27 protein-coding genes are annotated in these 26,886 nt (G+C 36.6%); 22 read left to right on the top strand and 5 right to left on the bottom strand.

What is annotated here, in order from left to right; all coding sequences use genetic code 11:
* From CLO1100_RS14105 to CLO1100_RS14090, 4 genes are read left to right on the top strand one after another with little or no spacing between them, the layout of a single operon-like run.
* Positions 1-888 (top strand): glycosyltransferase, encoded by an 888-nt coding sequence (locus CLO1100_RS14105; protein ID WP_014314433.1) that lies wholly within the window; start codon positions 1-3, stop codon positions 886-888.
* A gap of 2 nt (positions 889-890) precedes the next feature.
* Positions 891-1,322 (top strand): acyl-CoA thioesterase, encoded by a 432-nt coding sequence (locus tag CLO1100_RS14100; RefSeq protein ID WP_014314432.1) that lies wholly within the window; start codon positions 891-893, stop codon positions 1,320-1,322.
* 16 nt (positions 1,323-1,338) lie between these two features.
* Positions 1,339-2,601: a nucleotide disphospho-sugar-binding domain-containing protein gene (locus CLO1100_RS14095; RefSeq protein WP_014314431.1), complete on the top strand. Its 1,263-nt coding sequence runs from the start codon at positions 1,339-1,341 to the stop codon at positions 2,599-2,601.
* Positions 2,591-3,160: a 4'-phosphopantetheinyl transferase superfamily protein gene (locus tag CLO1100_RS14090; protein WP_014314430.1), complete on the top strand. Its 570-nt coding sequence runs from the start codon at positions 2,591-2,593 to the stop codon at positions 3,158-3,160. Before CLO1100_RS14095 ends, CLO1100_RS14090 begins: the two co-directional genes overlap by 11 nt.
* Positions 3,161-3,264: 104 nt before the next feature.
* Here the strand turns inward: CLO1100_RS14090 and CLO1100_RS14085 are convergent, their stop codons facing one another.
* Together CLO1100_RS14085 and CLO1100_RS14080 are read right to left on the bottom strand one after the other, a co-directional pair.
* Positions 3,265-3,555: a metalloregulator ArsR/SmtB family transcription factor gene (locus CLO1100_RS14085; RefSeq protein ID WP_014314429.1), complete on the bottom strand. Its 291-nt coding sequence runs from the start codon at positions 3,553-3,555 to the stop codon at positions 3,265-3,267.
* Between the two features lie 48 nt (positions 3,556-3,603).
* Positions 3,604-6,051: a CoA-disulfide reductase gene (locus CLO1100_RS14080; protein WP_014314428.1), complete on the bottom strand. Its 2,448-nt coding sequence runs from the start codon at positions 6,049-6,051 to the stop codon at positions 3,604-3,606.
* A 151-nt stretch (positions 6,052-6,202) separates the two neighbouring features.
* Between CLO1100_RS14080 and CLO1100_RS21280 the strand changes: the two genes are divergently transcribed.
* Both CLO1100_RS21280 and CLO1100_RS14075 read left to right on the top strand, forming a co-directional pair.
* The gene (locus CLO1100_RS21280; RefSeq protein WP_014314427.1) at positions 6,203-6,337 is read left to right on the top strand and encodes a CPC_1213 family protein; all 135 of its coding nucleotides are present in this window, start codon (positions 6,203-6,205) and stop codon (positions 6,335-6,337) included.
* A 149-nt stretch (positions 6,338-6,486) separates the two neighbouring features.
* Positions 6,487-7,599 carry a stalk domain-containing protein gene (locus CLO1100_RS14075; protein ID WP_014314426.1) on the top strand — a complete coding sequence of 371 codons (1,113 nt, stop codon included), beginning with the start codon at positions 6,487-6,489 and terminating at the stop codon, positions 7,597-7,599.
* 207 nt (positions 7,600-7,806) lie between these two features.
* Here CLO1100_RS14075 and CLO1100_RS14070 read toward each other — a convergent pair whose 3' ends face one another.
* The 3 genes from CLO1100_RS14070 to CLO1100_RS14060 form a co-directional block, all read right to left on the bottom strand.
* Complete coding sequence (locus tag CLO1100_RS14070) at positions 7,807-8,697, bottom strand: IS3 family transposase (RefSeq protein WP_148265077.1); 891 nt, start codon at positions 8,695-8,697, stop codon at positions 7,807-7,809.
* A gap of 20 nt (positions 8,698-8,717) precedes the next feature.
* Positions 8,718-9,374 carry a helix-turn-helix domain-containing protein gene (locus CLO1100_RS14065; RefSeq protein ID WP_014314424.1) on the bottom strand — a complete coding sequence of 219 codons (657 nt, stop codon included), beginning with the start codon at positions 9,372-9,374 and terminating at the stop codon, positions 8,718-8,720.
* 256 nt (positions 9,375-9,630) lie between these two features.
* Positions 9,631-10,479 carry an undecaprenyl-diphosphate phosphatase gene (locus CLO1100_RS14060; protein WP_014314423.1) on the bottom strand — a complete coding sequence of 283 codons (849 nt, stop codon included), beginning with the start codon at positions 10,477-10,479 and terminating at the stop codon, positions 9,631-9,633.
* A gap of 298 nt (positions 10,480-10,777) precedes the next feature.
* Between CLO1100_RS14060 and trmB the strand changes: the two genes are divergently transcribed.
* The 16 genes from trmB to CLO1100_RS13980 all read left to right on the top strand — a co-directional run bounded on the left by trmB (position 10,778) and on the right by CLO1100_RS13980 (position 26,875).
* A complete protein-coding gene (gene trmB / locus CLO1100_RS14055; RefSeq protein WP_014314422.1) occupies positions 10,778-11,488 on the top strand; it encodes a tRNA (guanosine(46)-N7)-methyltransferase TrmB in 711 nt (236 codons plus the stop codon).
* 2 nt (positions 11,489-11,490) lie between these two features.
* Positions 11,491-12,216: a class I SAM-dependent methyltransferase gene (locus CLO1100_RS14050; RefSeq protein WP_014314421.1), complete on the top strand. Its 726-nt coding sequence runs from the start codon at positions 11,491-11,493 to the stop codon at positions 12,214-12,216.
* A gap of 50 nt (positions 12,217-12,266) precedes the next feature.
* The gene (locus tag CLO1100_RS14045) at positions 12,267-12,959 is read left to right on the top strand and encodes a helix-turn-helix transcriptional regulator (protein WP_014314420.1); all 693 of its coding nucleotides are present in this window, start codon (positions 12,267-12,269) and stop codon (positions 12,957-12,959) included.
* A 30-nt stretch (positions 12,960-12,989) separates the two neighbouring features.
* Positions 12,990-14,045, top strand: a complete 1,056-nt coding sequence (corA, locus tag CLO1100_RS14040) for a magnesium/cobalt transporter CorA (RefSeq protein ID WP_014314419.1) — start codon at positions 12,990-12,992, stop codon at positions 14,043-14,045.
* Between the two features lie 66 nt (positions 14,046-14,111).
* The gene (locus CLO1100_RS14035) at positions 14,112-15,242 is read left to right on the top strand and encodes a glycosyl hydrolase family 8 (protein ID WP_014314418.1); all 1,131 of its coding nucleotides are present in this window, start codon (positions 14,112-14,114) and stop codon (positions 15,240-15,242) included.
* Positions 15,243-15,459: 217 nt separating this feature from the next.
* Positions 15,460-16,146, top strand: a complete 687-nt coding sequence (locus tag CLO1100_RS14030; protein WP_014314417.1) for an ABC transporter ATP-binding protein — start codon at positions 15,460-15,462, stop codon at positions 16,144-16,146.
* Positions 16,143-18,644 carry an ABC transporter permease gene (locus CLO1100_RS14025; RefSeq protein WP_014314416.1) on the top strand — a complete coding sequence of 834 codons (2,502 nt, stop codon included), beginning with the start codon at positions 16,143-16,145 and terminating at the stop codon, positions 18,642-18,644. Before CLO1100_RS14030 ends, CLO1100_RS14025 begins: the two co-directional genes overlap by 4 nt.
* A gap of 117 nt (positions 18,645-18,761) precedes the next feature.
* On the top strand, positions 18,762-19,433 hold the full coding sequence (locus CLO1100_RS14020) for a response regulator transcription factor (RefSeq protein ID WP_014314415.1): 672 nt from the start codon (positions 18,762-18,764) through the stop codon (positions 19,431-19,433).
* A gap of 24 nt (positions 19,434-19,457) precedes the next feature.
* Positions 19,458-20,702 carry a HAMP domain-containing sensor histidine kinase gene (locus CLO1100_RS14015; protein WP_014314414.1) on the top strand — a complete coding sequence of 415 codons (1,245 nt, stop codon included), beginning with the start codon at positions 19,458-19,460 and terminating at the stop codon, positions 20,700-20,702.
* Positions 20,703-20,731: 29 nt separating this feature from the next.
* Entirely contained in the window at positions 20,732-21,634 is a 903-nt protein-coding gene (locus tag CLO1100_RS14010) for a PfkB family carbohydrate kinase (RefSeq protein ID WP_014314413.1), read from the top strand.
* Positions 21,635-21,711: 77 nt separating this feature from the next.
* Positions 21,712-22,623, top strand: coding sequence for a metal ABC transporter substrate-binding protein (locus CLO1100_RS14005; RefSeq protein ID WP_014314412.1), 912 nt, complete (start codon positions 21,712-21,714; stop codon positions 22,621-22,623).
* Positions 22,624-22,654: 31 nt separating this feature from the next.
* Positions 22,655-23,356: a response regulator transcription factor gene (locus CLO1100_RS14000; RefSeq protein WP_014314411.1), complete on the top strand. Its 702-nt coding sequence runs from the start codon at positions 22,655-22,657 to the stop codon at positions 23,354-23,356.
* Between the two features lies 1 nt (position 23,357).
* Positions 23,358-24,290, top strand: a complete 933-nt coding sequence (locus CLO1100_RS13995) for a HAMP domain-containing sensor histidine kinase (protein WP_014314410.1) — start codon at positions 23,358-23,360, stop codon at positions 24,288-24,290.
* Between the two features lie 134 nt (positions 24,291-24,424).
* Positions 24,425-25,186, top strand: a complete 762-nt coding sequence (locus tag CLO1100_RS13990) for an ABC transporter permease (RefSeq protein ID WP_014314409.1) — start codon at positions 24,425-24,427, stop codon at positions 25,184-25,186.
* Positions 25,187-25,202: 16 nt separating this feature from the next.
* Positions 25,203-25,934, top strand: a complete 732-nt coding sequence (locus CLO1100_RS13985) for an ABC transporter permease (RefSeq protein WP_014314408.1) — start codon at positions 25,203-25,205, stop codon at positions 25,932-25,934.
* Between the two features lie 20 nt (positions 25,935-25,954).
* Positions 25,955-26,875 carry an ABC transporter ATP-binding protein gene (locus CLO1100_RS13980; protein WP_014314407.1) on the top strand — a complete coding sequence of 307 codons (921 nt, stop codon included), beginning with the start codon at positions 25,955-25,957 and terminating at the stop codon, positions 26,873-26,875.
* The last annotated feature ends 11 nt before the right edge of the window (positions 26,876-26,886 follow it).

The raw sequence follows: 26,886 nt of genomic DNA, 5'->3' as shown, positions 1-26,886 counted from the left end.
ATGAAAATTTCTATAATCATACCGTATAGTCAACGCGGGAGCCAAATTAAGCTTTGCCTTGAGGGCTTGCAAAAACAAAAGATGCCTTTTGGTGATTTTGAAGTTATTATTGTTGGAGAGGCAAATGATACACTATTAAATCAAGGTGAAATGAGAATCAAATATATACCCTTCGATGTAAGTTCCTATGAAAGGTTTCCCTTTGCCATGATGAGAAACGAAGGTGCAGAAAAAGCAGAAGGTAGTGTATTGGTATTTCTGGATTGCGATATTATTGTATCTTCGGATTTTCTTTTAAATACATGGCTTGAACATAGGGAAGAGAAAAAGCTTTCATTTGCTTTGCGAAAAAAGTTGCAGGAAGATTCATGTATAAACTCAATTACTGAGGTCAGGAGATACCGGTGCGACAGAGATGAACGAGAGGAAGTATGCTCGTTCTTCGGTGGTGATTACGAAAAAATTAAAACTCTTTGGCTCTGGGTATACAGCCATACGATGTGCATAAATAAGGAACAGTTTTTTGAGTCGGGGAGATTTTGTGAAAATCTTACGGGATGGGGCTTGGAAGATTCGGAATTTGCTTACCGTACCATGAAAAAAGGAGTTCCTATTGTGTGCGACACCAAAAGCAGGTGTTATCATGTATGGCATCCTGAGAATTTTGACAAAAGCAGAGCAGAAGGATATAAAAAGAATCTTGATATAATCCGTTCAATATACAAGGACCCTGTATTGGACGGCTTGGATTTGTGTGCTGGATGTTTGGAACCTAAATCCATGCTTAAGCTTGTCAGTTATGGAATGTCTCCTCAAGCACTGTCCCTTTTTTTATATGAAAGCTATGTAAGAGGTTACCAACACAATATTGCCGGATTGGAGGATTAAAAATGTCTAAGGAATTTAATAAAAATGAACTGGTTGAGACAGAAATAAAGGTTAGGCTGGTTGAATGTGACCCTTATGAAATAGCTCATAATTCCAGCTATTTTGTTTGGTTTGAGATGGGCAGATTTGATTATGCCGAAGCAAACGGGTACAAATTAACAAGTATGGCAGCAGATGAGGAAACGGTTTATATTACGCTGCATACGAAATGTAAATACATAAAATCATGTAGATTCAAAGATGAATTAGTTGTTAAAACCCGTATTACAAAACCCCCCTTTATATTTGCAAAATATAATTTTGAACAGAAATTATATAATAAAAATACAGGCGAATTGATTGCGAAATGCTGGACTGAAAATGCAGCGGTCAGTAAATCAAAAAAATGCGTGTTGAGGGTTTCCGAAGACAACGCATTAGTAAGCCTAAAATAGAATTGGATTGATTATTGTGAATAGAGTTTTAGTTGCATCAGCAGCATACAATTGGGCAGAGACTCATAGAATGGCTGCTATTGGAAGAGTGTTCTCAAAGAAGGGGTATGAGGTATACAGTATTGGAAAAGGGTGTTATGAACATTTATTGCAGGAAAATATGATACACCTCAAAATGAAAGCAGATAATATGTGGTACTCGGAAGATAGAATACATAAGTTAATGCATATGGATGATTATGGAAATGACTACTGTACCGAAGTTGAGCTAAGAACTATGGTATCTGAGGAAATAGAATTACTGCAAAGAATTAACCCTGATATAGTGATTACCGGATACCGTACAACAATGTCCCTTTCCTGCAAATATACAAAAATACCTATAGTATGGGTATTATCAGCAGTAGTATCACCTATATATTTTAAACTGGGACTTGCAAGCATGCCTGAACGGACACCGTTAGATTATGTTAAGAATATTAAAGATAAAAAAACTCAGTCAAGGTATTACAGTACACTTGCACTAAAAAATAACGGGACATCGAAAGTGTGGAATAAGGTTGCACAAGAATATGGGTTGAAGACTTTTAAATCCGATTTGGATATTTTCAACGGGGACTTTAATCTGATGTCAGATATTGCCGAGTTATTTCAGGACTTTAGTAAATTGCCTGAAAACTATAGCTTTTGTGGCCCTTTGTTTAATTATGAAAAAATACACTTACCGGAGTGTGTAACTACTTATAATGACATTGGGCGTAAAAAGATTTTCGTTTCAATGGGTTCATCAGGAGAGAAGAAGATATTTTTAAAACTCTTAGAGCTGTTGAAGGATATAGATGCAGACATTTTTGTCTCAACAACATCAATACTTTCGGAAGAAGAGACAGTGGTCTTTCCTGATAATTTTTATTTTGCAAGAGCCTTTCCCCACAAAGAAATGGCGGAGTGGGTAAACTTATCAATAATACATGGCGGACAGGGAACAGTTTACACAACTATATTAGCTGGAAAACCATTTATTGGAATCCCTATGTTTAGTGAACAGCAATATAACCTTGAAAATATAGAGAAATTCGGCAGTTGTATTCATTTAAGAGTCAGTGACTTAAACGTAGAAAATTTTAATAAAAGCATAGATAAAATTATTTCAGATAATTCTTATATTGATAATGCTAAGAAATTGAAGGAACTAGTTGCACCATATTATGAAGATGAAAACAGAAATGCAAGTGTCATAGCTGCTTCAAAAATAGTGGAGTATTTTAATGAAGAGTAAAACAAAAATATATTACATGTCGTTTAAATCCTTAAATAAAAGTAATTTGAAGCAATTAAAGCAGAATGAAAAAAAGTATATGCGGATTCTTTATGAGTATGCTTTTAAGGACTATTCAAGGGATTCCATGGAGAATGATTTGCAGGACATGCCTACAGGAAGAACAGAGCACATATCCAAAAGCCATTCTTACGGTTATGTTGTCATTGGTATTAGTCCCCAGCCCATAGGGTGTGACATTGAAAAAGTAAGAACGGATTGGACAAGAGAGGACTTAAAAAAACGGATTAGCTTTTATCTTGGCTCGGATTCTCAATTGGAGGTACTGAATTCATTGAATCCGCAAAGAAGCGCAATTATTGCTTGGACCAGAAAAGAAAGTTATTTTAAGGTTCACCAAACACGTTGTGTTTCCAAGGAATTTGAAATAGCAAGTTTAAACGAAACAGTCTGTGGTAAACATATGAAATTTGTCAGTATTCAAGTTGATAAAGATATGATTTTAACATGCTATATAGATATTAAATCTGATGTAGAATGGATACAGTTACGAGTTTAAATCAATTGAAATGGAAAAATAAAGGACTTAAGTCCGGTGCAAAATCGGATGCAGTCCTATAGAGTTGCTTAATTCCATACTGAATAAAAGTTTTTGGTTCAGCACTAGCTGTTTGTTATTTCATCTTTAAGAAGGATTTTTACAATATCAATAACGTCCTCATCAATTACACGATAGCAAATTTCAAGCCCCTTTCGCTCTCCGTCAATTATACCTGCTGACTTTAGTTTTGCAAGGTGCTGTGATACTGTAGACTGGGGAAGGCTAAGACATTCCTGTATTTTGGTTACATTACAGCCCCCTTCTATTAACCCTTTTACAATACACAGCCTTTGAGGATGAGCCAGTGCTTTTATTTTATCGGCTTTCTTTTCATAAATTTTTAAATCTATCAAAATTGTAATCCCCCTTTTTTAGAACGTAGCTCTGATATAAATTATTCCCTAAATAAACAAACTCATATCCGATTCTTCGGCAGAACCCAAGAATGAGGCCACGCCTCCAATAGTAACTCCGTCAATAAGTTCTTCTTTTTTAATACCCATTATATCCATTGACATATTGCAGGCTACAAATTCAATTCCGTTATACTGTGCTTGAGCAACAAGTTCTTCCAATGAATATATGTTCTTTTTATTCATAAGATAACGTATCATTTTTGGTCCCACGCCTGCCATGTTCATTTTGGACAGTGACAATTTACCTGATCCCTTAGGCATCATAACACCAAACATTCTGGAAATAAAGTCTTTTTTAATGCTGTCGGAATTATTTTGCTTTCTAAGAATATTCAGTCCCCAAAAGGTAAAAAACATGGTAACCTTTCTTCCCATTGAAGCTGCTCCGTTTGCTATAATAAAAGACGCTATAGCCTTATCAAGATCGTTGCTGAAAACAATCATAGATTTATTATTCTTGTTTTTATACTGCACTCCTATTGAATTATCCTCTTTTATTCCTTTTTTTATTTTGGCAATAAAGGTTTTGTTTTCGAATTTAACCCCAAGAAGCTCATTGCCTGTGGATTTACACCAGGTTTTAATATCTTCCTGAAAGGCCGGGTCTGTGGCTTTAACCTCCATAATATCGTTATCATTAAGAGCCTTCATTGTGTCGAATACTTTCATTATTGGGCCGGGACACTGCAGACCACACGCATCAAGTTCAATTACGGAAGAAGGGCTTTCTTCCAAAGTGTGCAACTCCGGCAATTGGTTTTCAAATATACCTTCATTTGTCTGCTTCTCAACAGCCATTTTGTACGTCTTCAGACCTCCGCTGAGATTTTTGGCATCAAAGCCCTTTTGGGTCAGTATTCTTGCTGCGAGGTAGCCTCTTAACCCTACCTGACAGAATATAAATATAGTTTTGTCCTTTGGCAGCTCATTAAGCCTGCCTCTAAGCTCATCCAAAGGAATGTTAATTGCACCGTTTATGGTTCCAAGCTGAAACTCTGCTTGTTCTCTAACGTCCAACAATATTCCACTGTCTTTATTTATGCTGTCAACTTCATTCCAGTGAAAAATACTGCAATTATTTTTTAGTATGTTTGAAGCCGTAAAGCCTGCAATATTCACAGGGTCCTTTGCAGATGAAAACGGCGGGGCATAGGCTAATTCAAGCTTTTCAAGATCGTATACAGTCATTCCTGCCCTTATGGCTGTTGAGAGAATATCGATTCTTTTGTCTACTCCGTCATATCCTACAATCTGTGCTCCCAGAAGTTTTCCGTTGCTTTTTTCAAAAAGAACCTTGATTGACATGGGGATACCTCCCGGGTAATAGCTTGCATGTGAGGCGGAATGTGTAAAGGATTTTTCATACTCAATATTGTTACGTTGCAGTAGGCGCTCACTATTACCGGTAATGGCAACTGTCAAATCAAAGACTTTTACAATAGAGGTTCCCTGAGTACCTTCATATTTCTCATTACCTCCGCAGATATTATCGGCTGCAATTCTACCCTGTTTGTTTGCAGGCCCTGCCAGAGGTATAAGAGCAGGATTGTGGCTTATAAAATCTTTTACCTGTACAGCGTCTCCCACAGCATATATGTCGGGGTCGGAAGTCTGAAGATACTCATTGACACTTATTCCACCCGAACTTCCGATAGTAAGTCCTGCATCGGCTGCCAAACGCACATCAGGGCGGACACCAATACCCATTATGACCATATCGGCTTTAAGCAACTTACCGCTTGCTAGTTTTACATTTATATGAGTTCCGTTGTCATCAAAGGCTGATACTGCATCCTTTAATATAAGTTCAACGTTTTTCATTCTCAGATGGTTATGAACAATAGCTGCCATGTCAAAATCCATAGGCCCGATGACATGGTCTGCCAGCTCTACAACTGAAACGTTAATTCCTCTCATATGGAGATTTTCTGCCATTTCAAGTCCTATAAAGCCTGCCCCTACAACTACAGCTCTGCGAGGATTCGTTTTATCCACATAGTCCTTGATACTATACGTATCAGGGATATTTCTTAAAGTAAAAATCCTTGAGGAATTAATTCCGGGAAGCTGCGGTCTGATAGGCTCTGCACCGGGAGATAACACAAGTTTGTCATATGACTCTGTATATGTGCTGTTTCCGAAAAGGTCTTTAATTTCAACTATTTTCTTTACAGGGTCTATTCTCAGAACTTCGCTATTAACTCTTACATCTATTCCAAAACGTTCCTTCATTTTTTCGGGTGTGACTATAATAAGATTCTCTTTTTGGGTTATGACTTCACCAACATAATAGGGAAGGCCGCAGTTAGCAAAAGATATATGTTGCCCCTTCTCAAACAGTATAATTTCCGTATTTTCGTTGAGTCTTCTAAGTCTTGCGGCAGCACTTGCACCTCCTGCAACTCCACCTACTATTATCACTTTTTTACTCATATATTAAGACCTCCTATAACATTCATATATCATTATATTAAAATAATACGATATATGTTCCCGTTCTGTCAATAATTATAAGAATATAAAAGTAAATTACAGTTAAAATAAGTATATTGATTTAAAAAATAGGTATAAGGAGTGCAATATCATGAGCAATAAGAAAATTAAAAAAAGTAATAAGCAGAAGGAAGATGGTGCTTTCCATTCAAAAAATATAAAACATGATCCCCAAGCGGAAAGTGCCCGAGCAAAATTCGGTAAGGAAACTCCGGCATCAGAATAAATTGAAAAAAAGTATATGATTTTTAAAATGCAGGTAGCAGTATTTGTTACCTGCATTTGTTTATACTTAGGCAAAGGAGGATATCTGCCGATATATAAAAATGGCGATAAATAGTATATATTAACCAATTCAAAGGAGGATTTTTCTAAATGAAAAAAATTATTGCCGTACTACTATGTATTATGTTGCTACTTAACACTGGAATTGTTATGGCAGCGACTAGCTCCGTACAAGAGGATAAGGCAGCAAAGATTATTATTGACGGAGTTCCGCTAAAGCTTGACAATGTGGCTGTAATCAAGGATAAAAAGCTTATGTTGTCAACTGAAATTTTTACCGGTTTGGGAATAGCTAAAACCAGTCAGGTTTGGGACAAAACTAAAACAAAGCTTACTTTAACCAAGGGAAAAACAAAGCTTGTTATGCAGATTAACAGTTCAACTGCCACACTAAACGGTACTAAAAAAACTGTTTCTGTAAAACCATTTATGTATAAAACAAAAGCATATTTTCAGGTTGATTTTGTTGCAGACTGTTTTGGCAGAAATATAAATAAGGATAGCCAGACCAATACATATTTCCTAAGAGATAAATCTTCATTTTCAAAAAACAAGGTACTTTTAGACAATGTTCTGAAAGCAATGAATTCGGTTTCAAAGATAAAGGTTAAAGAGAATGCAGAACTTTCATTAAAGGGAACCGGCCTTGATTTAAAACTTACTGCACCTGTATCAACGTTAATGGATTTAAAATCAAAAAAAGCATTCAGTACTATTAACTACAAAATGAATACAAATGGTGAAGTTGCAGAGAATAATATTCTTATCGCCATTACAGACAATAAGCAATATTCTCAGGTTGACCAGGGAGAATGGACTCATGAGGATATGAACAAAGAAGAATTTGCAGATGGTTTTACGTTCAATTCTTTGCTAAAGTATGATAATGCTGTTTTATCTGCGTTAACTTCCGTTAACGGAAAAGATAAGAACGAAGTAATTCTTAAAGGAAACGTTGTTGTGGGCAGCACATTATCCGATTTTCTATCCAGTCAGGGGTTGCTCAAAAATCAAATTTCTTCAAAATATGTTGAGGTGACTATAAATACAAGTACAAACTTTATCAGTAAAATTTTATTAAAAGAATCAGGTACTACTGATATAGAAGGTACAAAATACAATTTTTCAGTAACCTACCAAATGAATTTTTCAGATATAAATGGAAACTTTGAGGTAGTAATGCCAAGTGATTTGAACTCATAAATGAATTTCTAAATGAAAAGGGTTGTCGCAAAATTAGTTTTTATCAACCTGTACTTAGGAGTATAAATTGTATCAATGGAAGCTTGGTTAAAGATATTTGCAGATGTTTACCGGCGAAGCCGGATATTTTACCGGAAAACCTATCACGATGATATGCTCCCTGTCAAGTAGACAGGGGAAAAATAAATTCTTAAGGACGTCAATCATTTAATTATGGTCGGCGTCCTCTTTATGTAAGTTTTCCATAAGATGTTGCCTGTACTCTATTGGAGTCATACCGTCAAGACTCTTCTGGTAGCGGTAGTTATTGTAATAATCTATGTATTCACTAACTGCTGCTTCGAGTTCATCGTATGTGTTAAATTTTTTTAGATAATACATTTCGGATTTAAGCATTCCCCAAAATGCTTCCATTGGCCCATTATCAATACAACGGGAAATTCTTGACATGCTCTGTATCATGCCTGCCTCATCAAGTTTTTTCTTAAATATCCTTGATGTATATTGGAATCCTCTATCACTGTGGAAAATTGGTTTTGCTTTAGAATATTTATTGTGTGCAAAGTCAAATGTATTAAATACCAGTTCATTGTTGTTTGAATGACCAAGTACAAAAGATACAATACTTTTATCTCCTAAATCCAGTATAGCACTAAGATAAGCTTTGCTATTTAGACCATACTTCATTTCTGTTATATCAGTAAGCCACTTCTTGCCAAATCCATCCGTGTAAAATTCTCTATTAAGTACATTTTCTGCAGCAATTTCGGGAGTTGATTTGATATAGATCTTTTTCTTTTTACGGCACACAGATTTTAAGTTAAGTATTCTCATAAGTCTGTATATTCTCTTATTGTTTACATGGAAATCGTGCTCACGATTTAACTTGACTGTCATCTGACGATATCCAAGAATACCATTTCTCTCTTCATATACATCTTTTATAATATGAAGTAGTTTTTTATTGAATTGTTCATTGTTACTTTCTTTTCTATTAAGCCATTTGTAATATGAAGAGCGTTGAATTCCTGCAATATTACATAATTCTGTGATTGGATATGCTATGATATCGTGAAGCTCTTGTATTGCCAGATAAATAGTTTCATATCTTACCTGACTTAGAACCGCCTCCTTTCTATCTCGTCGAGTTTTTTTAGAAAATCTATCTCCATTTTTTGTCTGCGGTTCTCAGCTCTCAGTTTTTCTAGCTCAGACCATTCACCCTTATTCTTTTTCTTTCCACGATTGTCCTGCAAGGCATCTATACCTCCAGATTCATATTTGTGTGTCCAAGAATAAACCTGATGATAAGATACATTAAACTTTTGGGCTGTTTCAGAATAATTTTTCTGGTGTTCAATACAATACCTAACTATTTCAAATTTTTCGTAATAAGTGACTTCATGGGCATCAGTCATTAAAGATGTTCCTCCTGCTATTGAATCTTCCATATGACTATTATACTTCAAAATCCAATTACGTAATGTACTTTTAGCAAGTATACTGTATTTTAAGCAGAGAGATTCCTGAGAACCAATACCATTAAGATAGTCTTTAACAGCTGTTTCTTTTAGCTCATCGGAATAAATAGGCCTCTTATGAGTGGTGCTTAGAGCGGCGATTCCTAATACTTTGTAATTTCTAATCCATTCCTTCAATGTAATATGATTGACTCCTATCAAATTTGCAACGTGACGAACCGGCTCTTTTCCCTCAATGCACCTGAAAACGCATCTTAATTTCTCATCTGATGTAAATTTACGTATTCTTTTCACAAAAACATGCTCCTCCTTTTGATAAACAGTTTTAATTATTTTATCTGTCTACCACAAGGGGAGCATATCACGATGTAGGTTTTAGCGAAACCATGAATCATGGACGATGAATGTGAGCGACGGTAAAATATCCAAAGATGAGCCGCTATAAACACTTGCAAATATCTTGGAAGCAATCATTGATACAATTTTATACGGGGGTATCAGTGTTAAAGTAGAAAAACTATATGTTTTGCGACAACCCTTTAATCTGCCATTATTTAAAGAATCCCATAAATCCTGCTATTAAAACTATAACTGCAAAAATCATTCTGTATATTGCAAAGGATTTGAGAGGCTTTCTTTTCAAATATGAAATAAACTGACTGATTACAGCTACAGATACTAAAAACGCTACAACAAACCCGACTACAAGGGAGATTAGTTCAGCAGCCGGAAGTGAGGTCAGGCCTCCGATTTTGATAATTTCCAAAAGGCTATAGCCAAACATGACCGGAATGGCAAGGAAGAATGAAAACTCTGCTCCTACAACAGTAGAAAGACCAGCGACCCATCCACCTATAATTGTTGAAGCGGAACGGGACATACCAGGAATTATCGCCAGACACTGAAAAGCACCAATTATCAAGGCTTGCTTTGGAGTTACGCTCAACTTTTGCTTACCCAGATTGTTGTTTCTGAATTTCTTTTCTGCATATATCATCCACAAACCGCCAAGTATAAGAACAATAGCTACTGTGACAGGAGTCATAAGATATGTTTCAACGGGCTTATCCAGCAGAAGCTTAACAGCTGCTCCGGGGATGCAGGCTATAAAAATCATAAACCAGAATTTGAAACCTGACTTTTCATACCCAACCTTTTGAGGAAAGAAATTTATAATAGTTTCCTTTATCTTTTTCCAATATAGCAGAACTACTGCCAATATGGCACCTAACTGAATTACATATGTATACATTTCAACATAGTTCGGGCTGGCACTTTTAAATCCCATTATATTTTCAAAAATAATCAAATGCCCTGTTGAAGAAATTGGGAGAAATTCCGTAACGCCTTCAACAATTCCCAGAACTATTGATTTAAGCACAAATAACAAAGTATCCATTTCCTACCACCTTTTCAGATTAAATTTAATAATGTATTTCCTGCCTACAGCCTTTTGTATATAGGTTACTTAAATACTCAAAGTTAGTCAAGCAAACTTTGGCACCGGGTAATAACATTTAATTTTACGATTTTAGACATGCCATTGTCTGAAATGTTACCGTTTCAAGAGAATTGGATAGGAAATAACAAAATTTAGCTTATATATGGCATAATGGGTATAAATTATTATGGACAGGGGGGTGTGTGGACTGTAAAATAATTTTGTATATTTATTTTATAAAACGGGAGTGTATACTGTGAGGCTTAGAAGAAAACCATGGGCAAGACCTGAACTGGCGGCATGTGATTTTTATGTGAAGGATCCACCCAGTTATAAGGGCAGATGGCGGGAGTTTTTTGGTAATAGCAATCCGATACATCTGGAACTGGGATGTGGCAAGGGAGGCTTTATATCTAGGCTTGCCGCTGACAATCAAAATATTAACTATATAGCTGTAGATATAAAAAGTGAAGTTCTTGGACTTGCAAAACGAAAGATTGAGAAGGAATATAATGAAAAAGGTATTGAAGAAATAAAGAATATCCGTCTTATGTCCCAGAATATTGAATTAATTGACAATATGCTGGACACCGCAGACTCAATTGACAAGATTTATATAAACTTCTGCAATCCGTGGCCTAAGACTCCGTACAAGAAAAAAAGACTGACACATGGTAAACAGCTTGTAAAGTACAAGAAATTTATGGCGTCAGGTGGGGAAATATGGTTTAAGACTGATGATGATGGTCTTTTTGAAGATTCAGTAAAATATTTTGAAGAAAATGGGTTTATAATAAAATATAAAACTTGGAATTTATATGAAAGCGGCTTTGAGGAGAATGTTCCAACAGAACATGAGATAATGTTTTCTGAAGATGGAATACCAATAAAGTTCCTGATTGCAGAATATGGAATGGAAATACCTGAAGTTGCTTGCATTGGTATAAATACAAAAGAGGAAAATTAACTATGTCATTTTATCAAAAGATATCTAAATATTATGATTACATTTTTCCAACAGGAAAAGAGCAGATTGATTTCCTTAGGGAGATTGCAGGAGAACAGCCAAAATCCGTACTGGATATAGCCTGTGGAACAGGAGGATATTCTCTAGAACTGGACAGACAGGGCTACAATGTAACGGCTGTGGATTTAGACAAAGAAATGATACGCCGGCTTGAAATTAAGGCAAAAGAAAATAATCAATCTGTAAGGTTTATGCAGGGAAATATGCTTGAGCTGCAGAATAAGATTTCTGATAGCTTTGATTTGGTTTTTTGCATTGGAAATTCCATCGTGCATCTTGAAAGTTTGGAACAGATAAGAGAATTTATAAAAACTGCAAAACAGCTGACGGGTAAAGAAGGCAACCTTGTACTTCAGATAATAAACTTTGACAGAATAATACTTAGAGATATCAAAAGCCTGCCGACTATTGAGAACAAAGATGTAGGACTTACTTTTGAGAGAAACTACAGATACGACAGGAGCTGTAACAGGATATATTTTAATACTAAACTGAGTGTTGACGGAGAAGTATATGAAAATGAAATACCTCTTTATCCCCTTAGAGAGGATGATCTGGTAGGAGCGGTTTCAGATGCAGGATTTAAAAGAGTAAGGCTTTTTGCAGATTTTAACGGAAATGAGTTTGACAAGTACAACTCATTTATGCTGGTACTTTGGGCAAGATAGCTGTCTTTAGTATACGGTAATGTAATTTAACGGGGAAGGGATTGTTATTTATGAGCAGAATAGGCCAAGAAATAAATAAGGTGAGGTTAAAGAAAGGAAAGACTCCAAAGCAGCTTGCAAAGGCATTGGGAGTTTCAGAAAGTTTTGTACTGGATATAGAATCAGGTAAAAAAATAGTTAGTGACGACATGATTGGCAGAATTTCTAAAGCACTTGACTTTGAACTTGGGCCTATCGGACTTTTTGCTTCTGATGATAAGTTTGCACCGGGTATTGGAAATAATGATAGTGTCCGTCCCGTTAAAAAAGTGGCACCTGTTGCTTCAAATGAACCTGTACAGCAGGTGTGGGATGATGCTTTCGGAAATATTTTAAAAACAGTACCGGTTTATGGCTACAAAATGGACAGGATTATTGACAAAAAACTGCTTCCCATCGAAAAAAACAAGGTTGGGGGTTTTGCAAAAGAAAAGGTATTCTATTTGAATATAGAAGACACTGATATGGCCGGATTCAGAGTATTTAAAGGTGACAGGGCATTTGGTGTTCTTGAAAACCAGATAGATAAAGATGGCATATTTCTTATTGAATACAATGGCGAAAGAGCTGTTAGACAGGTTAAGAAACTTCAGGGGGACAAGCTTCTTCTGGTATACAACAGGGGAACTCTTATAACTGAAACTGTGGGTACTAAGGAAATTAAGGTAATTGCCAGACTGGTAAAGCTGGAAGTGATTCTTTAAGAAAAGCAGAGGGTTTATGCTATGTAAAAAATTGTAAAATCCCGTTTAAAAACAATAGGACTTCCTCCGGGAAGTCTTGTTCATATTGGTGACAAAAAAAGGGATACCACGGTTATAACCAGGATTGAGTACGGAGAAGATACCTTCAGGCAAAATAATATTTCTTCCAAAAACTTATCTGAGATAAAACAATCTGAAGGAAAAGCAATTTGGTTGAATATTGAAGGCTTGCATGAGACTGAGGTTCTGGCTGAAATAGGCGAAAAATTTGGTTTGCATCCACTTGTTATGGAGGACATCCTCAATACCGACCAACGTCCCAAAATCGAGTTTAGTCAGGACTATATGTACATTTGTGCAAAGATGATTTCCTATGACAGAAAGCTCGGCGAGTTCGACATAGAGCAAATTAGCCTTGTTCTCGGTAAGAGTTTTGTTATATCCTTTTGTGAAAAGGATACGGACATTTTTGAACCGGTAATTAAGCGATTAAGTCTTAGTGCAGGTAGAATAAGAAAGCTTGGCACAGATTACCTTATGTATTGTCTGCTGGACATAATTGTAGACAATTATTTTACCGTGCTGGAGGATTTCAGTGAAGAGATTGAGATTGCAGAGGATGAGCTGATAGTACGGACTACTTCAAATACCCTTAAAACCATACATAAGCTAAAAAGACAGGTTTTATTTCTTCACAAGGCAGTTTGGCCTTTGAGGGATGTTTTGTCTTCCCTTGAACGAGGTGAGAGCGAGCTGATAAATGAATCTACTAACATATTTATAAGAGATTTATATGATCACGTTGTTCAGGCTATGGATACAACCGAAACCATCAGAGATATACTCTCAAGTATGCTGGATATATATCTTTCAAGTACCAGCAACCGTATGAACGAAATTATGAAGGTTCTCACGATTATATCCACAGTCTTTATGCCCTTATCCTTTATTGTAGGCATATATGGCATGAATATCAGAAATATGCCCGAATTGGGCTGGCTATACATGTATCCTGTTTTATGGGGAGTAATGATTGCAATTGCTGCCTCCATGCTTTATTATTTCAAAAAGAAAAAGTGGTGGTAGTATAACTATATCCATTGAACGGTGCTTAATTTTGTTATAAAATGAGAAAAAACAGGAGGTTACATAATGACAAACGGAGCATACTATACACAACTATATCCTGATTTATTTTCTGAAACAGGTATTTCCAGTGAATTAATCAAAAAAAAGATAGATGAAACTTTCAATACCATGTTTTTTGACCCGGAGGAGAGGATTTATTTTGAAATGGGTAATGACATGGGATATATATTGGATACGGGTAATAATGACGCACGAACCGAGGGAATGAGTTACGGTATGATGATGGCCGTTCAAATGGACCGAAAGGACATATTTGACAGACTGTGGCTTTTTTCAAAAACATATATGCAACACACCAAGGGTAAGTATCAGGGCTATTTTGCATGGTCTGTGGCAACTGACGGCACTAAAAATTATGACGGCCCTGCACCGGACGGTGAAGAGTATTTTGCAATGGCTCTTTTCTTTGCCGGCAGCAGGTGGGGTGACGGGATTCCGCCTTTTAACTACAGTACTCAGGCAAGAGAAATTTTAAGACACTGTCTGCATCAACCGGGAATTGTTAAAGGCGGAAAAGCCATGTGGGATAATTCAAACCACTATATCAAATTTGTTCCGGAAGCAGCTTATTCAGACCCATCATACCATTTGCCCCACTTTTATGAGCTTTTTGCACTAAAGGCAGATGAACAGGACAGGCCCTTTTGGGAAAAAGCAGCAGAGGAAAGCAGAAAGTATCTGCATTTGTCATGTAACAAAGATACCGGTATGGCCCCTGAATATGCAAATTTTGACGGTACTCCCAAGTTGCTGTTCAGAGATTATGAATTCTATTCAGATGCATACCGGGTAGCTATGAATATAGGATTGGATGCGGCTTGGTTCAACAAGGATGAGTCTCTGGGAGAGATAGTAGATAAATTGCAGGCTTTTTTCAGCGAAAATACCGAACTAGGCGAATACAAGGCCTATACTATTAAAGGAGAACCCTTTGAAGAGCCTGCTATGCACCCGGTTGCAATAATTGCAACCAATGCTGCCGGTTCGTTGGCAGCAAAAGGGAAATATCGACAGCAGTGGGTCAAGGATTTCTGGGAACTCCCCTTAAGAAAAGGAGAACGCAGGTATTACGACAACTGTCTTTACTTTTTCAGCTTGTTAATGTTGGCAGGTAAATACAAAATATACATTTAGTTTTTTAAAATACGTAAAAATGTGCAGATGATTATTTTAAAAATAGTCTTCTGCACTTTTTTATTTTAACCTTACAGATTTGTAATTTTAAAATTTATGCAATTGTAATTTTAACTCCGTATAATTTTGTGTATGAAAGATAAGCATCGCCGCGGATTGCTTTTAAAATAATTCACTATTAGTTTAAATGAACTAAAGAATATATGGAGGTAATAAAATGAAAGAAGTTTTAAGAATTGAAAATTTGACAAAGAGATATGGTAAAGGACAAAATGAGGTAACCGCCGTTGACAATATAAGTTTTTCAGTTGAAAAAGGCGAGTTTGTTGCAATTATAGGACCAAGCGGCTCCGGTAAAAGTACATTGCTGCATCTAATCGGAGGAGTTGATAAACCCACATCGGGTAAAGTATATATTGACGACAAGGATATTTACGGACTTAGGGAAAAGGATTTATCCATACTTAGAAGAAGAAAAGTGGGTTTTGTATTTCAGGCGTATAACCTTATCCCCGTATTGACAGCAGAAGAAAATATTCTCATGCCGCTTCTTCTGGACAACAGAAAGGAAGATAAGCAATACATTGATGAACTGCTTAAAATACTTGATTTAAAAGACAGAAGAAAACACCTGCCATCAGAACTTTCAGGAGGGCAGCAGCAGCGTGTTTCAATAGGCAGGGCACTTGCAAACAAACCATCAATCATTCTCGCTGATGAGCCTACAGGAAACCTTGATACAAAAAACTCCAGAGAGGTTCTTGAATTGTTAAAATACTCTGCAAAAAAATATAACCAGACACTTATACTCATTTCACATGATATGAATATAGCAAGCATGGCAGACAGAGTCATAAGTATAGTTGACGGTAAAATCTCTTCCGATGAGGTGGTGAGACAATGAAAAACTATTCAGCACTTACCGCACGGTATTTAAAAAAGCATAAAGGCAGAACTGTACTTACTCTTATCGGGATTATTATAGCCATAGCAATGTTTACGGCTATAGGAAGTATTTACTACAGTGCAATGGACAGTGAAATTGAAAATGCAAAGGCAAATGGTGATTATGAAGTTTACTTCTACGATTTAGGAAAAGAAAATGTTAATACATTGTATTCCAATGCCGAGTTTAATAAGGTTGGAGCAATAAGACTGGAAGGCACATATAAGTTTGAAACCGATAAATTGACAGAATCCTTGAGAACCCTTGACATAAAAAGCTATGATGCCGCAGCTTTTAAAGATATATTCAATGTTAAACTGATAGAAGGAAGACTCCCAAAGAACAGCTCCGAAATATTGATAGACAAAAAAGTAAGTGCTGTTTTAAAAAACAAAAAAATAAGCAATGAACTAAAGGGTGCTTTGACAGGAAAGGACAAATCGTCAATTGAGAAAGATTATACGATTGTTGGGGTATATGACAGCAACTATATTACTAACACTGCATTAAGCTATCTGGATATCAAGACTTCTTCCGATTCAAAAGATTATATCTTTTATGCAAATATGAAAAGCGGAAAGAATATAGTAGATAATGCACAAAAAATAGCAAAAGCAAATAATGTAAAATTGGATATAAACACACGCCTTTTATACCTTATGGGTGAAGGACCTGACAAAACAAGAAACGATGGAATGGATGAGATATTTGCCATAATTGCAGGATTTGTTGTTATATGTACGGTGGTGGTTATCTATAATGCATTTAATATATCAGTAATGGAAAGGATTAAGCATTTCGGAATACTCCGAAGCATTGGAGCGACCAAAGCCCAGATAAGAAAGCTGGTTTTCAGAGAAGCCGCAATAATGAGTGCAATTTCTATACCTATTGGTATTATTTCAGGCTATGCGGGAATATTTATCACCTTTAGACTCTTTATACATGGCTTTCTTGGAGCATTTCAAATCGGCTTCTATCCGCAGGTAATTATTGTTGCTGCTATTCTAGGAATTTTCACAGTGTTTATTTCTGCTTTTTTCCCGGCAAGAACAGCATCAAAGGTATCACCTATAGATGCAATAAGGGGTACTGTAGTTGTAAAGGGAGACAAGGTTAAAAGAAGAGGAGGACGTTGGGCAAAACTGCTTTTCAGCTTTGAAGGCCAGGTTGCATACAAGAACATTAAAAGAAATCGAAAGAGATTTTATATTACTTGTATATCACTTATGATATCCATTGTTATGTTCGTATTTTTCTCCAATTTTATTGATATATTTCTCCAGAGCAACAAGATTGCAAGTCAAGCTGTAAAGGTTGAAGGTACTTTTGTTAACACCAGCGATGTCAATCTTGGAGCCCTGCCGAAACAGGTTAAGGAGCTGGACGGAATAAAAGAAACATACGAAATGACTAACAAGTACATTACGTATACCCTTGATAAGAAAATGCTTTCAGAAAAATTTGTTGCTTCTTTAAACAGTAACAATAAGCCTGAACAATACGGACAGAACTATTTTATCAACAGTGTTAATCTGATAGGCTATGATGAGAATTGCCTTAAGCTGCTTAATAAAGAAAACAAAACAAATATTGACTATAACAGCTTTAAAAATAATAATGAAGTAATCATTGTAAACAAGGCAAGAGGCCGTATGGATAAAGCCACAATCTTTGACAGCTTTACAAGATATAAGGTAGGGGACGAAATAAAGATGCCTGTTTTAAACAGCAGCTATTTGAAAAATCCTGATACCGAACAGCTGAAGCGTCTTATTGATAATGGCAAAACCATTACTTTTAAGGTAGCCGGTGTGGTTGAGTATGAGACAGTATTGCAAAATATCCCATACAACAGCTTTGGCATAATAATGTCCCATGACAGTTTTAAGAGGCTGACAGGAACAAATGAATTATCAATACTGGCATTAAATTTTGACTCGCCGGAACATGCTGAACAAAATTATGAAAAGCTCAACATGCTTGCTGACGAAAACCAGGCTCAGTACATTGACGTATACAAACAGAAAAAACAGTTTGACGATCAGATGAACCAGATGATGATTCTCGTATACGGATTTATCAGCCTTATAATACTTATATCGACTGTAAATATAATTAATACGGTAACAATCAATCTTCTTGTGAAAAAGAGAGAGTATGCTACTTTTAAGGCTATCGGTATGACAAAGGGCCAATTTCAGAAGCTGGTTCTACTGGAAGGAGCTTTATTCGGAATAATTGCTTGTATAATAGGACTGCCTATCGCCTTCCTTCTTACCTATTTTGGTATAATCAATAACAATCCTGTCGGCGATATTGGATATCATGCGGCTTGGTGGCCATACTTATATGGAGGTCTGGGAATGATTGCAATAACTCTATTAGCCGCACTCTTCCCATTGAGCAAATTAAACGATATGAACATTGTGGAATCACTTCGTGTTGAGGAGTAAGTTTAAGTCGGTCTTTTAGGTTTGATATAGTCTGCCGGATTCCCGGCAGGCTATATATTTTTTATTTGTAGTGTATAATTATACTAATATCCTAATGTATAAAGGAGGCAACCATCCATGAATATATTACTTGTGGAAGACGATGCACCACTTGCTATGGGAATTGAATATGCATTGAAAAAGCAGGATTTTGCGGTATCAATAGCAAAGAATATTAAAGATGCTTACCGGATGTTTAATGAAGATATACAATTAATTCTGCTGGATGTTACTCTTCCGGACGGAAATGGATATGATTTTTGCAAGCAGATACGGCAGACCAGCAATGTACCTATTATTTTTATGACAGCTCTTGATGATGAGCCTAATGTAGTATTCGGACTTGATATAGGCGGTGATGACTATATTTCAAAGCCTGTAAGAACCAGCGAATTAATATCAAGAATAAATGCCATTATGAGAAGGCAGAAGCAGGTTGAGGGCGTTGATACGGGGAAAATCACCAGTGGAAATGTAATGGTTGAACCCTTGAAATGCAAGGTTTATGTAAACACAGAAGAGGTCTTTCTCACAGCTGTTGAATATAAGCTATTGCTTGTACTGCTTGAAAATAAAGGGAATGTAATAAGCAGAAACACTATTATTGAAAAGCTCTGGGATATTGACAGTAATTTTGTTGATTATAATACTCTTAATGTATATATGAAAAGACTCCGTGAAAAGATTGAAGCCGGAGATGAAAAGCACATAGAGACAGTGAGAGGGTTTGGGTATATGTGGAAAGAATGATAGCGTACACATGGAGGTTGTATATTGAAGCTTCTGAAAAATAAAGAAATCCAGCTTATCATAGGGATAATTACAGTTCTACTTATAGCTTTCGGTGCTGTTTCTTATTACACAGTAAAAAACTTTGCAGATTCTGTTAATAAAATACAAATTCAGCAAAATACTGCGGTGATAGGTACTATTATAAAACAATATCCGCAGTTGGAAAGTGATATTATTAAGAACTACACAAAGGGTTTCAAGGAAGACTATGAGTATGGAAAATCAATTTTAAAGAAATATTCCTATAACGAAAGTCTTGGCATAGAAAAGAATTATATGCTTGAAAATAGCTTTAGAAAGGCAAATACCAGAATAGGAATAACTCTTGTATTCTTTTGGGCGGTTCTGATTGTGTTATGTGTCCTTTGTTTTAATAGAGTTTTCTCTAAAATAAGAAAAATCAGTATCAGTGCGGAAGCCATTGTAGAAGGAAATTACGATTCAATAAAAGGGGATACCCAAGAAGGAGATATCGGATATCTTATATATCAGATAAATTGTATGAGTGAACGATTAAGTGAAAATGTTCATGCTTTGGAAAATGAAAAGATATTTTTGAAACGAATCATGGCAGACATATCCCATCAACTTAAAACACCCCTTGCTTCTCTTATAATGTTTAACGACATAATGAAAAATGACAGTACCCTTTCTGAAGAGGAACGGGATGGTTTTGTTTTGGAGAGTAAGAATCAGCTGGATAGGATGGAATGGCTCATAAAAAACATACTCAAAATGGCAAAACTTGAGGCGGGAGTAGTTGAGTTTACAATGGAGGAAGCAGATATTTCTGAAACAGTTCAAAGGAGTCTTTCTCCCCTTAAAGCAATTGCTTCTGAAAAAAATGTGGATATAAGGCTCCACGGTTCTTCAAACATTATAGTAAAGCATGATATAAACTGGACTACAGAAGCATTTTCAAACATTATTAAAAATTGTATAGAACATAGTAACACAAGAGGAGATATTAGGATATCCTGGGATGAAAATAATGTTTTTGTACAGATAATCATTGAGGACGAGGGTCAGGGGATTCCCAAGGATGAGCTTCCAAGAATCTTTGACAGATTCTATAAAGGGTCTTACAGCTGCAATCCAACAAATATCGGAATAGGACTATACATTACCAAGACTATTGTGGAAGGTCAGAACGGGTCAATATATGTAAGCAGTACCCCGGGAAAAGGTACCAGGTTTACAGTGAGACTCATGAAGAAACCCCTTTAAATTTAATAAATATTCAGGAGGGTTATGTAATGGGAAAATATGATATTTACCTTTACGGCATGACTTTGGTTACAACCATGAATTTGTTGGAGGGAGAGTACCCGGAAGCTGATACTTATTCCGAAATAAAGGAAAGCTATGTACTGCCGGGAGGGGAAACCGGAAGCTGTGCAGTAGTACTGTCTGCACTTGGCTGTACCGTAAAGCTTGACGGAAACTTTCAGGGACGAAGAACCGAGGAAGTTCTGGAAGAATACCTTGTGGGGATGTTCGGAATTGATATGTCAGGGGTTTACTTCGATGAGACTTTTGACGGAGTTCAGGACATGGTGTTAATAGGTACAAATACTAGAACATGCTTTGGAAGATTTGGTTCATATTTCAGTAATGAAACAAAAAGATGGAATAAGCCTGACAGTAAAGATATTGAAAACTGCGAGGTTGTGGGACTCGACCCCTTCTTTATGGAACAATCCGAAGCGGTTGCATACTGCTGCCACGAATTAGGAAAGAAGTATGTTACTATCGACTGCAAGTATGATACGGTAATTCATAAATATTCAGAAGTTAATATTATATCCAATGAGTTTATCAGGAACAATTATCCTCAGAGGGACGTTGAAGAACTATTCAGAGAGTATACAGCAAACACAGAAGGTCTGGTAATATTTACTTTTGGTTCCCAGGAAATCATGTTCGGACGAAAAAATCAACCCGTAAAAAAAATGAAACCCTATAAGGTAAATGTGCAGAGTACTCTGGGTGCCGGAGACTCTTTTAAGGCCGGGGCAATATATGGAGTACTAAAAAATATGAATGACCAACAAACAGTACAATTTGCCGCAGCAACGGCAGCAACTGTGTGCAGCCGATTTCCTCTTGCATTGTATCCCCCTGATTTGGAAACAATAAATAAGTTGATTAATAAATAATAGTTTTATAAACCATAACAATGGTATATAATATAAATGCGAACAATTCCCATTTAACATTAGCGGAGGTAATTTAATTGAAACAAGGTAAACTCTTAAGAACGTTGTTAATAACGTTGGCGTTCTCATTTATATTAGCCGGCTGTTCCAACGGGACGGCAAATACTACAGAAAAAGCAGAAACTACAATAGTAACTTCATTTTATCCCATGTATATTTTTACTCAAAACATTGTAAAGGATATACCCGGTATAAAGGTTGAAAACATGACGGAACCCCAGCAAGGCTGTCTTCACGATTACCAGATGGTTCCTGCGGATTTAAAAACCCTTGAGAAAGCAGACATATTTGTAATTAACGGGGCAGGGATGGAAGCTTTTATGGACAAAGTAATCAAGCAGAGGCCGTCCCTTAAAATAGTTGAAGCCTCAAAAAACATGGAGCTACTAAAAGATGCTAACGGAGAAGATAATGCACATGTCTGGGTAGGTATTTCAGGTGCGATACAAGAAGTCAAAAATATTTCTGAAGGACTTGCAAAGGCAGATACAAAAAATGCTGAAGCCTACAGGAAAAATGCTTCTGAATATGTAAAGCAGCTTGAGGCTCAGAGAGAAAAAATGCACAAGGAACTGGATGGATTCAAAAATAAAAATGTTATCACCTTCCACGAGGCCTTTCCGTATTTTGCAAAGGAATTCGGACTGAATATAGTGTCTGTAGTGGAACGTGAACCCGGAACGGAACCGAGTGCCGGAGAGCTCGCAGGATTAATTGACAAGATAAAAAATTCAAACGTAAAAATACTCTTTGCAGAACCTCAGTATTCTGCAAAAGCGGCAGAATCAATTGCAAAACAAACCGGTGCAAAGGTTTATCTCCTTGATCCTGTTGTAACAGGAGAGAAAAATGCACCTGCAGACAGCTATATAAAGACTATGGAAGAGAATCTGAAAGTTTTGGTTAAGGCTTTTAAGGAGAATCAGTAGAGGCTGTGCAATAAAAAATCTGGGGGCTTTCATGGTGGAGCAAATAAAAATACTCATTGTTGAGGATGACAGGGAAATCAACATGCTTATAGCTGACAATCTGATTAAGGAAGGATATTGCGTAATAAGCACATATGATGGTGCAGCCGCTACAGAAAAGTTTACGGCTGATAAATTCCAGCTGGTTATTCTGGATATAATGCTTCCTAAGGTAGGGGGCTACGAAGTTTTACAAAAAATAAGGGAGAAAGGAAATACTCCCGTGCTCATATTATCTGCGAAATGTCAGGAAACAGATAAAATAATTGGTTTGGGGCTTGGTGCTGATGATTATTTGGCCAAGCCCTTTGGCATTGGTGAATTAACAGCAAGGGTAAAAGCACAGCTGAGAAGATATTTGAAATTTTCATGTGAAACCGACAGGCAAACACAAATAGTCAGCCATATGGACATTGAAATGAATATAGGTACGTATGAAGTGAAAGTAGGGGGCAACTCCGTTACATTGACAGCCAAGGAGTTTGAAATACTGAAACTCTTCTTACAGAATCCCAGAAAGGTATTTACCAAAAACCAGCTTTTTAAATCAATATGGGGTGGAAACTATATAAACGATGAGAACACTGTCATGGTTCATATAAGAAGGTTGCGTGAAAAAATTGAAAAAAACCCTTCAAATCCAAAATATATACAGACTATCTGGGGAATAGGCTACAAGCTTGTAGAGGAGTAATATGAGTATATTAATTGGAATTGTAACTGTATCAGTACTTTTAAACATTATACTTGCGTTGAGAATTACTGTTAATCAAAAGGGTATAAGCTACATTGCCGGGGTGTTGTCGGACATCAGTAATTTCAGATCGAACAGAAGAATACATATCGGCTTGAAATATAAATCACTCAAAGACATAAGCAGCGAGCTGAATATACTTCTCGATAAATTTCAAAGTACACTTGACGAAAAACAAACTCTCGAAATTGCCCACAAACAGCTCATCGCAAATATATCCCATGACATCCGTACACCCCTTACGTCACTCCTTGGCTTTGTGGAGGTACTTCAAAAGGGTGATGGTATCAGTAATACTGAACAAAAGGAATATCTGGGTATTATCCACACAAAAGCACAGAATCTGTATAAAATGATTCAAGACTTTTTTGAGCTGTCGCAGCTTGAATCGGAAGATACGCCTATAAGGCTTGTGAAAACTGATTTGACAGATTTAGCAGAAGAAGCTATCGCAGCCTTTTATCAGGATTTTGTCATGAACGGCATAACACCGGACATTCAGCTTCCTAAGCAGCCGGTTTATGTTTGGGGGGACAGAATGAGCTTGCAAAGAATTCTAAACAATCTTATATCGAACGCTTTAAAGTATGGAAAAGACGGAAGGGTAACAGGTATTTTTGTGAGAGAAGAGTCCGACAAGGTATGGCTGGATGTGTGGGACAGGGGAAATGGAATACCTGAGCAGGATTTACCACTTGTTTTTAACCGGTTGTATACCTCGGAAATTTCAAGAAACAGCAGTATGCGCGGTACCGGATTGGGGCTTGCAATTACAAAACAACTGGTTGAAAAGCAAAACGGGGAGATCGAAGTATCCAGTATCCCCGGTGAAAAAACTGTTTTTTCCTTCAGCCTGATAAAATATCGCATATAGCCCTTGAGGATGTTGCAAATATAATGTTTAATCTTATTTGCAATATCCTTTTTGTTAAGAAATTTGTAAGAATTTCTTTAATACAGCGTAAGGTGGATATTGTATTATAAAAGAAAAAACTGCGAGGTGATACAATGTACGAAACGCTTTCAACGGAATTTTTAAAGCTGAGGAGGTCAAAGGTGCTGATTTATACTTTAATTGCCGGGATTCTTCCTTCTATAGTCAAATTTCTTCAATTTATCTTCGAAAGCACTGACAAAGTCGACAGCTGGCAGTGGTTTCTGGCTTCAAGGCAGGAAATCATGATTTTTGGAGTGCTGATAACAGTTGTTTTAGCTTCAAGTTTCATTTTCAATATGGAATACCAATACGGTACTGCTTCGTATATCTATACTTCAAGGGTTCCTAAAATTCAGATTTTTCTGGCTAAGCTGCTGACCATATTTGCCGTGGTAATATTGCTTTTTGCGGTAACTTTTGCATCAGAGCTACTGTTCGGGGTTATAGCAATAAAAACCGCTGTTCCCGGAGCATTGTTACTAAAATCAATAAAAGTGACAGTCTGGTATATACTGTCCTATGGATTACTATCAAATATAGTTGTTTTGATTTCAGTATTAACTAAACGGTTTGTGCTTACATCCGTTATTATATTTGGATATATGATGTTGGTTTTTCCCTTTCATTTAAAGAATAATATTTACATATCTCCTTTTATGACGCCTGCGGCAGTGGCGGCCCGGATTTTCGGTTCGAATAACTACATATTGGTCAACTATTTCAAGGACGCAGCTGTAAATATTACAGCCGCTGCAGTGTTTATTATTGCTTTGGCAGCAGTTTCACTGGCTTTAGGGCTAATAGTATACCAAAAGTCGGATGCACTTTTATAGTGTGGTGGAGGGTCAAATGTTTCTGAATCTGATTTATACAGAGCTGATAAAATACAAGAGAACACCGATCTTCTGGATGATTGCAATAGGAGGGTTTCTTACGGCAGGCACTGCAATGCTCCTTGTAACATCACAAAAATCTGTTGTAACATGGGACAGCTTTGCGGCGGCAGGTCTGAACGGTATAAACCTTGTGGCACTGTTCATTATTGCAGTAATAACAGGGTACGTTATATCTGGTGAGTATCAGCAAAGTACTATAGGCATATTGTTTACATATCCTGTTTCAAAGATAAAGCTTTTTACGTCAAAACAAGCAGTAATGTTAATTTTTAGTATATGCTTGTATATTTCATTTCTGGTATCTGCTTTCTTATTTGGTATTGTGTTTATTGGTGTTCCTGAATGGAAACTGATATTAAAACTTATAAGGCTGATCTTTATCCTGGCTGGTCTTAATTTTGTTCTTGTTCCGCTGACATCATTTATATGTCTGTTGGTCAAATCAGTCGGAACAAGTATTTTTACCGGGATGGGTTACTTTATTTCATATATGTGTTTTATAAATATAAAAAACAGTCTTTTTATACCGACCTGCACACCTAACAGGCTTGTTGATAATTATTTTGTGACAGAAAGTATATGCAGAGGTGATGTAAGAGGTATTCTTGCAGTGTCTGCCGCAGTTTTTGTAACTTCGGTTTTAATTAGTGCTGTTTATTATTCAAGGCATGATGTGTATAAATAGAATAATGGGAGGGTGTAAATGTGGATTATATATTAAAAACTAATAATCTTTCGAAATTATATAAAAATAAAAAAGCTGTAAACGGTGTAAATATGAATGTTGCCAAGGGCGATATATATGGTTTTCTCGGTCAGAACGGAGCTGGCAAGACAACAACCATCAGAATGATAATGGGACTCATAAAGCCAACAGAGGGAGAGGTTTTTCTGTTCGGAGAGAGGATTTCAGTAGGACAGCATGCACATTACGGTAGAATAGGCTCGGTAATTGAGACTGCCGGCTTTTATCCAAACCTGACAGCAGTTGAAAATCTGGAGATACATAGACGGCTTATGGGTGTCACAAATAAAAGTTATCTTGAAGAAGCCCTTGAAATAACGGGTATGACAGATGTACGAAACAAAAGGGTCAAGGGCTTTTCCCTTGGAATGAAACAGAGACTTGGAATTTCAAGGGCACTGCTGCATAAGCCGGAATTATTGATACTTGATGAGCCTACAAATGGTCTTGATCCAGTGGGAATAAAGGAAATCCGCAAATTAATTCAAGACCTTTCCATGAAGAGAAAGATTACAGTTCTGGTATCTTCACACATACTTAGTGAGATACAGCAGATAGCTTCAAAAATAGGAATAATACATGAGGGAACATTATTGGAGGAAATTGATTTTGAGTCTCTTAAAAAGAAGAGCAGAAGCTATATTCAAATTAAGACAGGCGATGACAAGAAGGCGTCATTCCTTCTTGAAAAAATGAGAATTACGGATTATAAGGTTATTGAACAAGGGGTTATAAGGATTTATGAAAAGCTGAACGAATCTTCCACCTTCAACCGTATGTTATCCGAAAATGGTGTAGAGGTGAGTGAAATAAGCGTCAAGAATGACACTCTGGAAGATTATTTTCTGAAGCTAACAGGTGGGTCGTTCAAGGTTTCATAAATTGTGCTATA

Origin of the sequence: Clostridium sp. BNL1100 (genome assembly GCF_000244875.1) — a bacterium.
Taxonomy (GTDB): Bacteria; Bacillota; Clostridia; order Acetivibrionales; family DSM-1351; genus Ruminiclostridium.
The sequence above is the reverse complement of the archived record's forward strand: the minus strand, read 5'-3'. Positions and strand labels throughout refer to the sequence as shown.

What these genes read in the sequence shown, in the direction of transcription:
- CLO1100_RS14105 (WP_014314433.1), top strand. Translation starts at nt 1, where the DNA reads ATGAAAATTTCTATAATCATACCGTATAGTCAACGCGGGAGCCAAATT.
- CLO1100_RS14100 (WP_014314432.1), top strand. Translation starts at nt 891, where the DNA reads ATGTCTAAGGAATTTAATAAAAATGAACTGGTTGAGACAGAAATAAAG.
- CLO1100_RS14090 (WP_014314430.1), top strand. Translation starts at nt 2,591, where the DNA reads ATGAAGAGTAAAACAAAAATATATTACATGTCGTTTAAATCCTTAAAT.
- CLO1100_RS14080 (WP_014314428.1), bottom strand. Translation starts at nt 6,051, where the DNA reads ATGAGTAAAAAAGTGATAATAGTAGGTGGAGTTGCAGGAGGTGCAAGT.
- CLO1100_RS21280 (WP_014314427.1), top strand. Translation starts at nt 6,203, where the DNA reads ATGAGCAATAAGAAAATTAAAAAAAGTAATAAGCAGAAGGAAGATGGT.
- CLO1100_RS14075 (WP_014314426.1), top strand. Translation starts at nt 6,487, where the DNA reads ATGAAAAAAATTATTGCCGTACTACTATGTATTATGTTGCTACTTAAC.
- CLO1100_RS14060 (WP_014314423.1), bottom strand. Translation starts at nt 10,479, where the DNA reads ATGGATACTTTGTTATTTGTGCTTAAATCAATAGTTCTGGGAATTGTT.
- CLO1100_RS14050 (WP_014314421.1), top strand. Translation starts at nt 11,491, where the DNA reads ATGTCATTTTATCAAAAGATATCTAAATATTATGATTACATTTTTCCA.
- CLO1100_RS14045 (WP_014314420.1), top strand. Translation starts at nt 12,267, where the DNA reads ATGAGCAGAATAGGCCAAGAAATAAATAAGGTGAGGTTAAAGAAAGGA.
- CLO1100_RS14035 (WP_014314418.1), top strand. Translation starts at nt 14,112, where the DNA reads ATGACAAACGGAGCATACTATACACAACTATATCCTGATTTATTTTCT.
- CLO1100_RS14030 (WP_014314417.1), top strand. Translation starts at nt 15,460, where the DNA reads ATGAAAGAAGTTTTAAGAATTGAAAATTTGACAAAGAGATATGGTAAA.
- CLO1100_RS14025 (WP_014314416.1), top strand. Translation starts at nt 16,143, where the DNA reads ATGAAAAACTATTCAGCACTTACCGCACGGTATTTAAAAAAGCATAAA.
- CLO1100_RS14020 (WP_014314415.1), top strand. Translation starts at nt 18,762, where the DNA reads ATGAATATATTACTTGTGGAAGACGATGCACCACTTGCTATGGGAATT.
- CLO1100_RS14010 (WP_014314413.1), top strand. Translation starts at nt 20,732, where the DNA reads ATGGGAAAATATGATATTTACCTTTACGGCATGACTTTGGTTACAACC.
- CLO1100_RS14000 (WP_014314411.1), top strand. Translation starts at nt 22,655, where the DNA reads ATGGTGGAGCAAATAAAAATACTCATTGTTGAGGATGACAGGGAAATC.
- CLO1100_RS13995 (WP_014314410.1), top strand. Translation starts at nt 23,358, where the DNA reads ATGAGTATATTAATTGGAATTGTAACTGTATCAGTACTTTTAAACATT.
- CLO1100_RS13990 (WP_014314409.1), top strand. Translation starts at nt 24,425, where the DNA reads ATGTACGAAACGCTTTCAACGGAATTTTTAAAGCTGAGGAGGTCAAAG.
- CLO1100_RS13985 (WP_014314408.1), top strand. Translation starts at nt 25,203, where the DNA reads ATGTTTCTGAATCTGATTTATACAGAGCTGATAAAATACAAGAGAACA.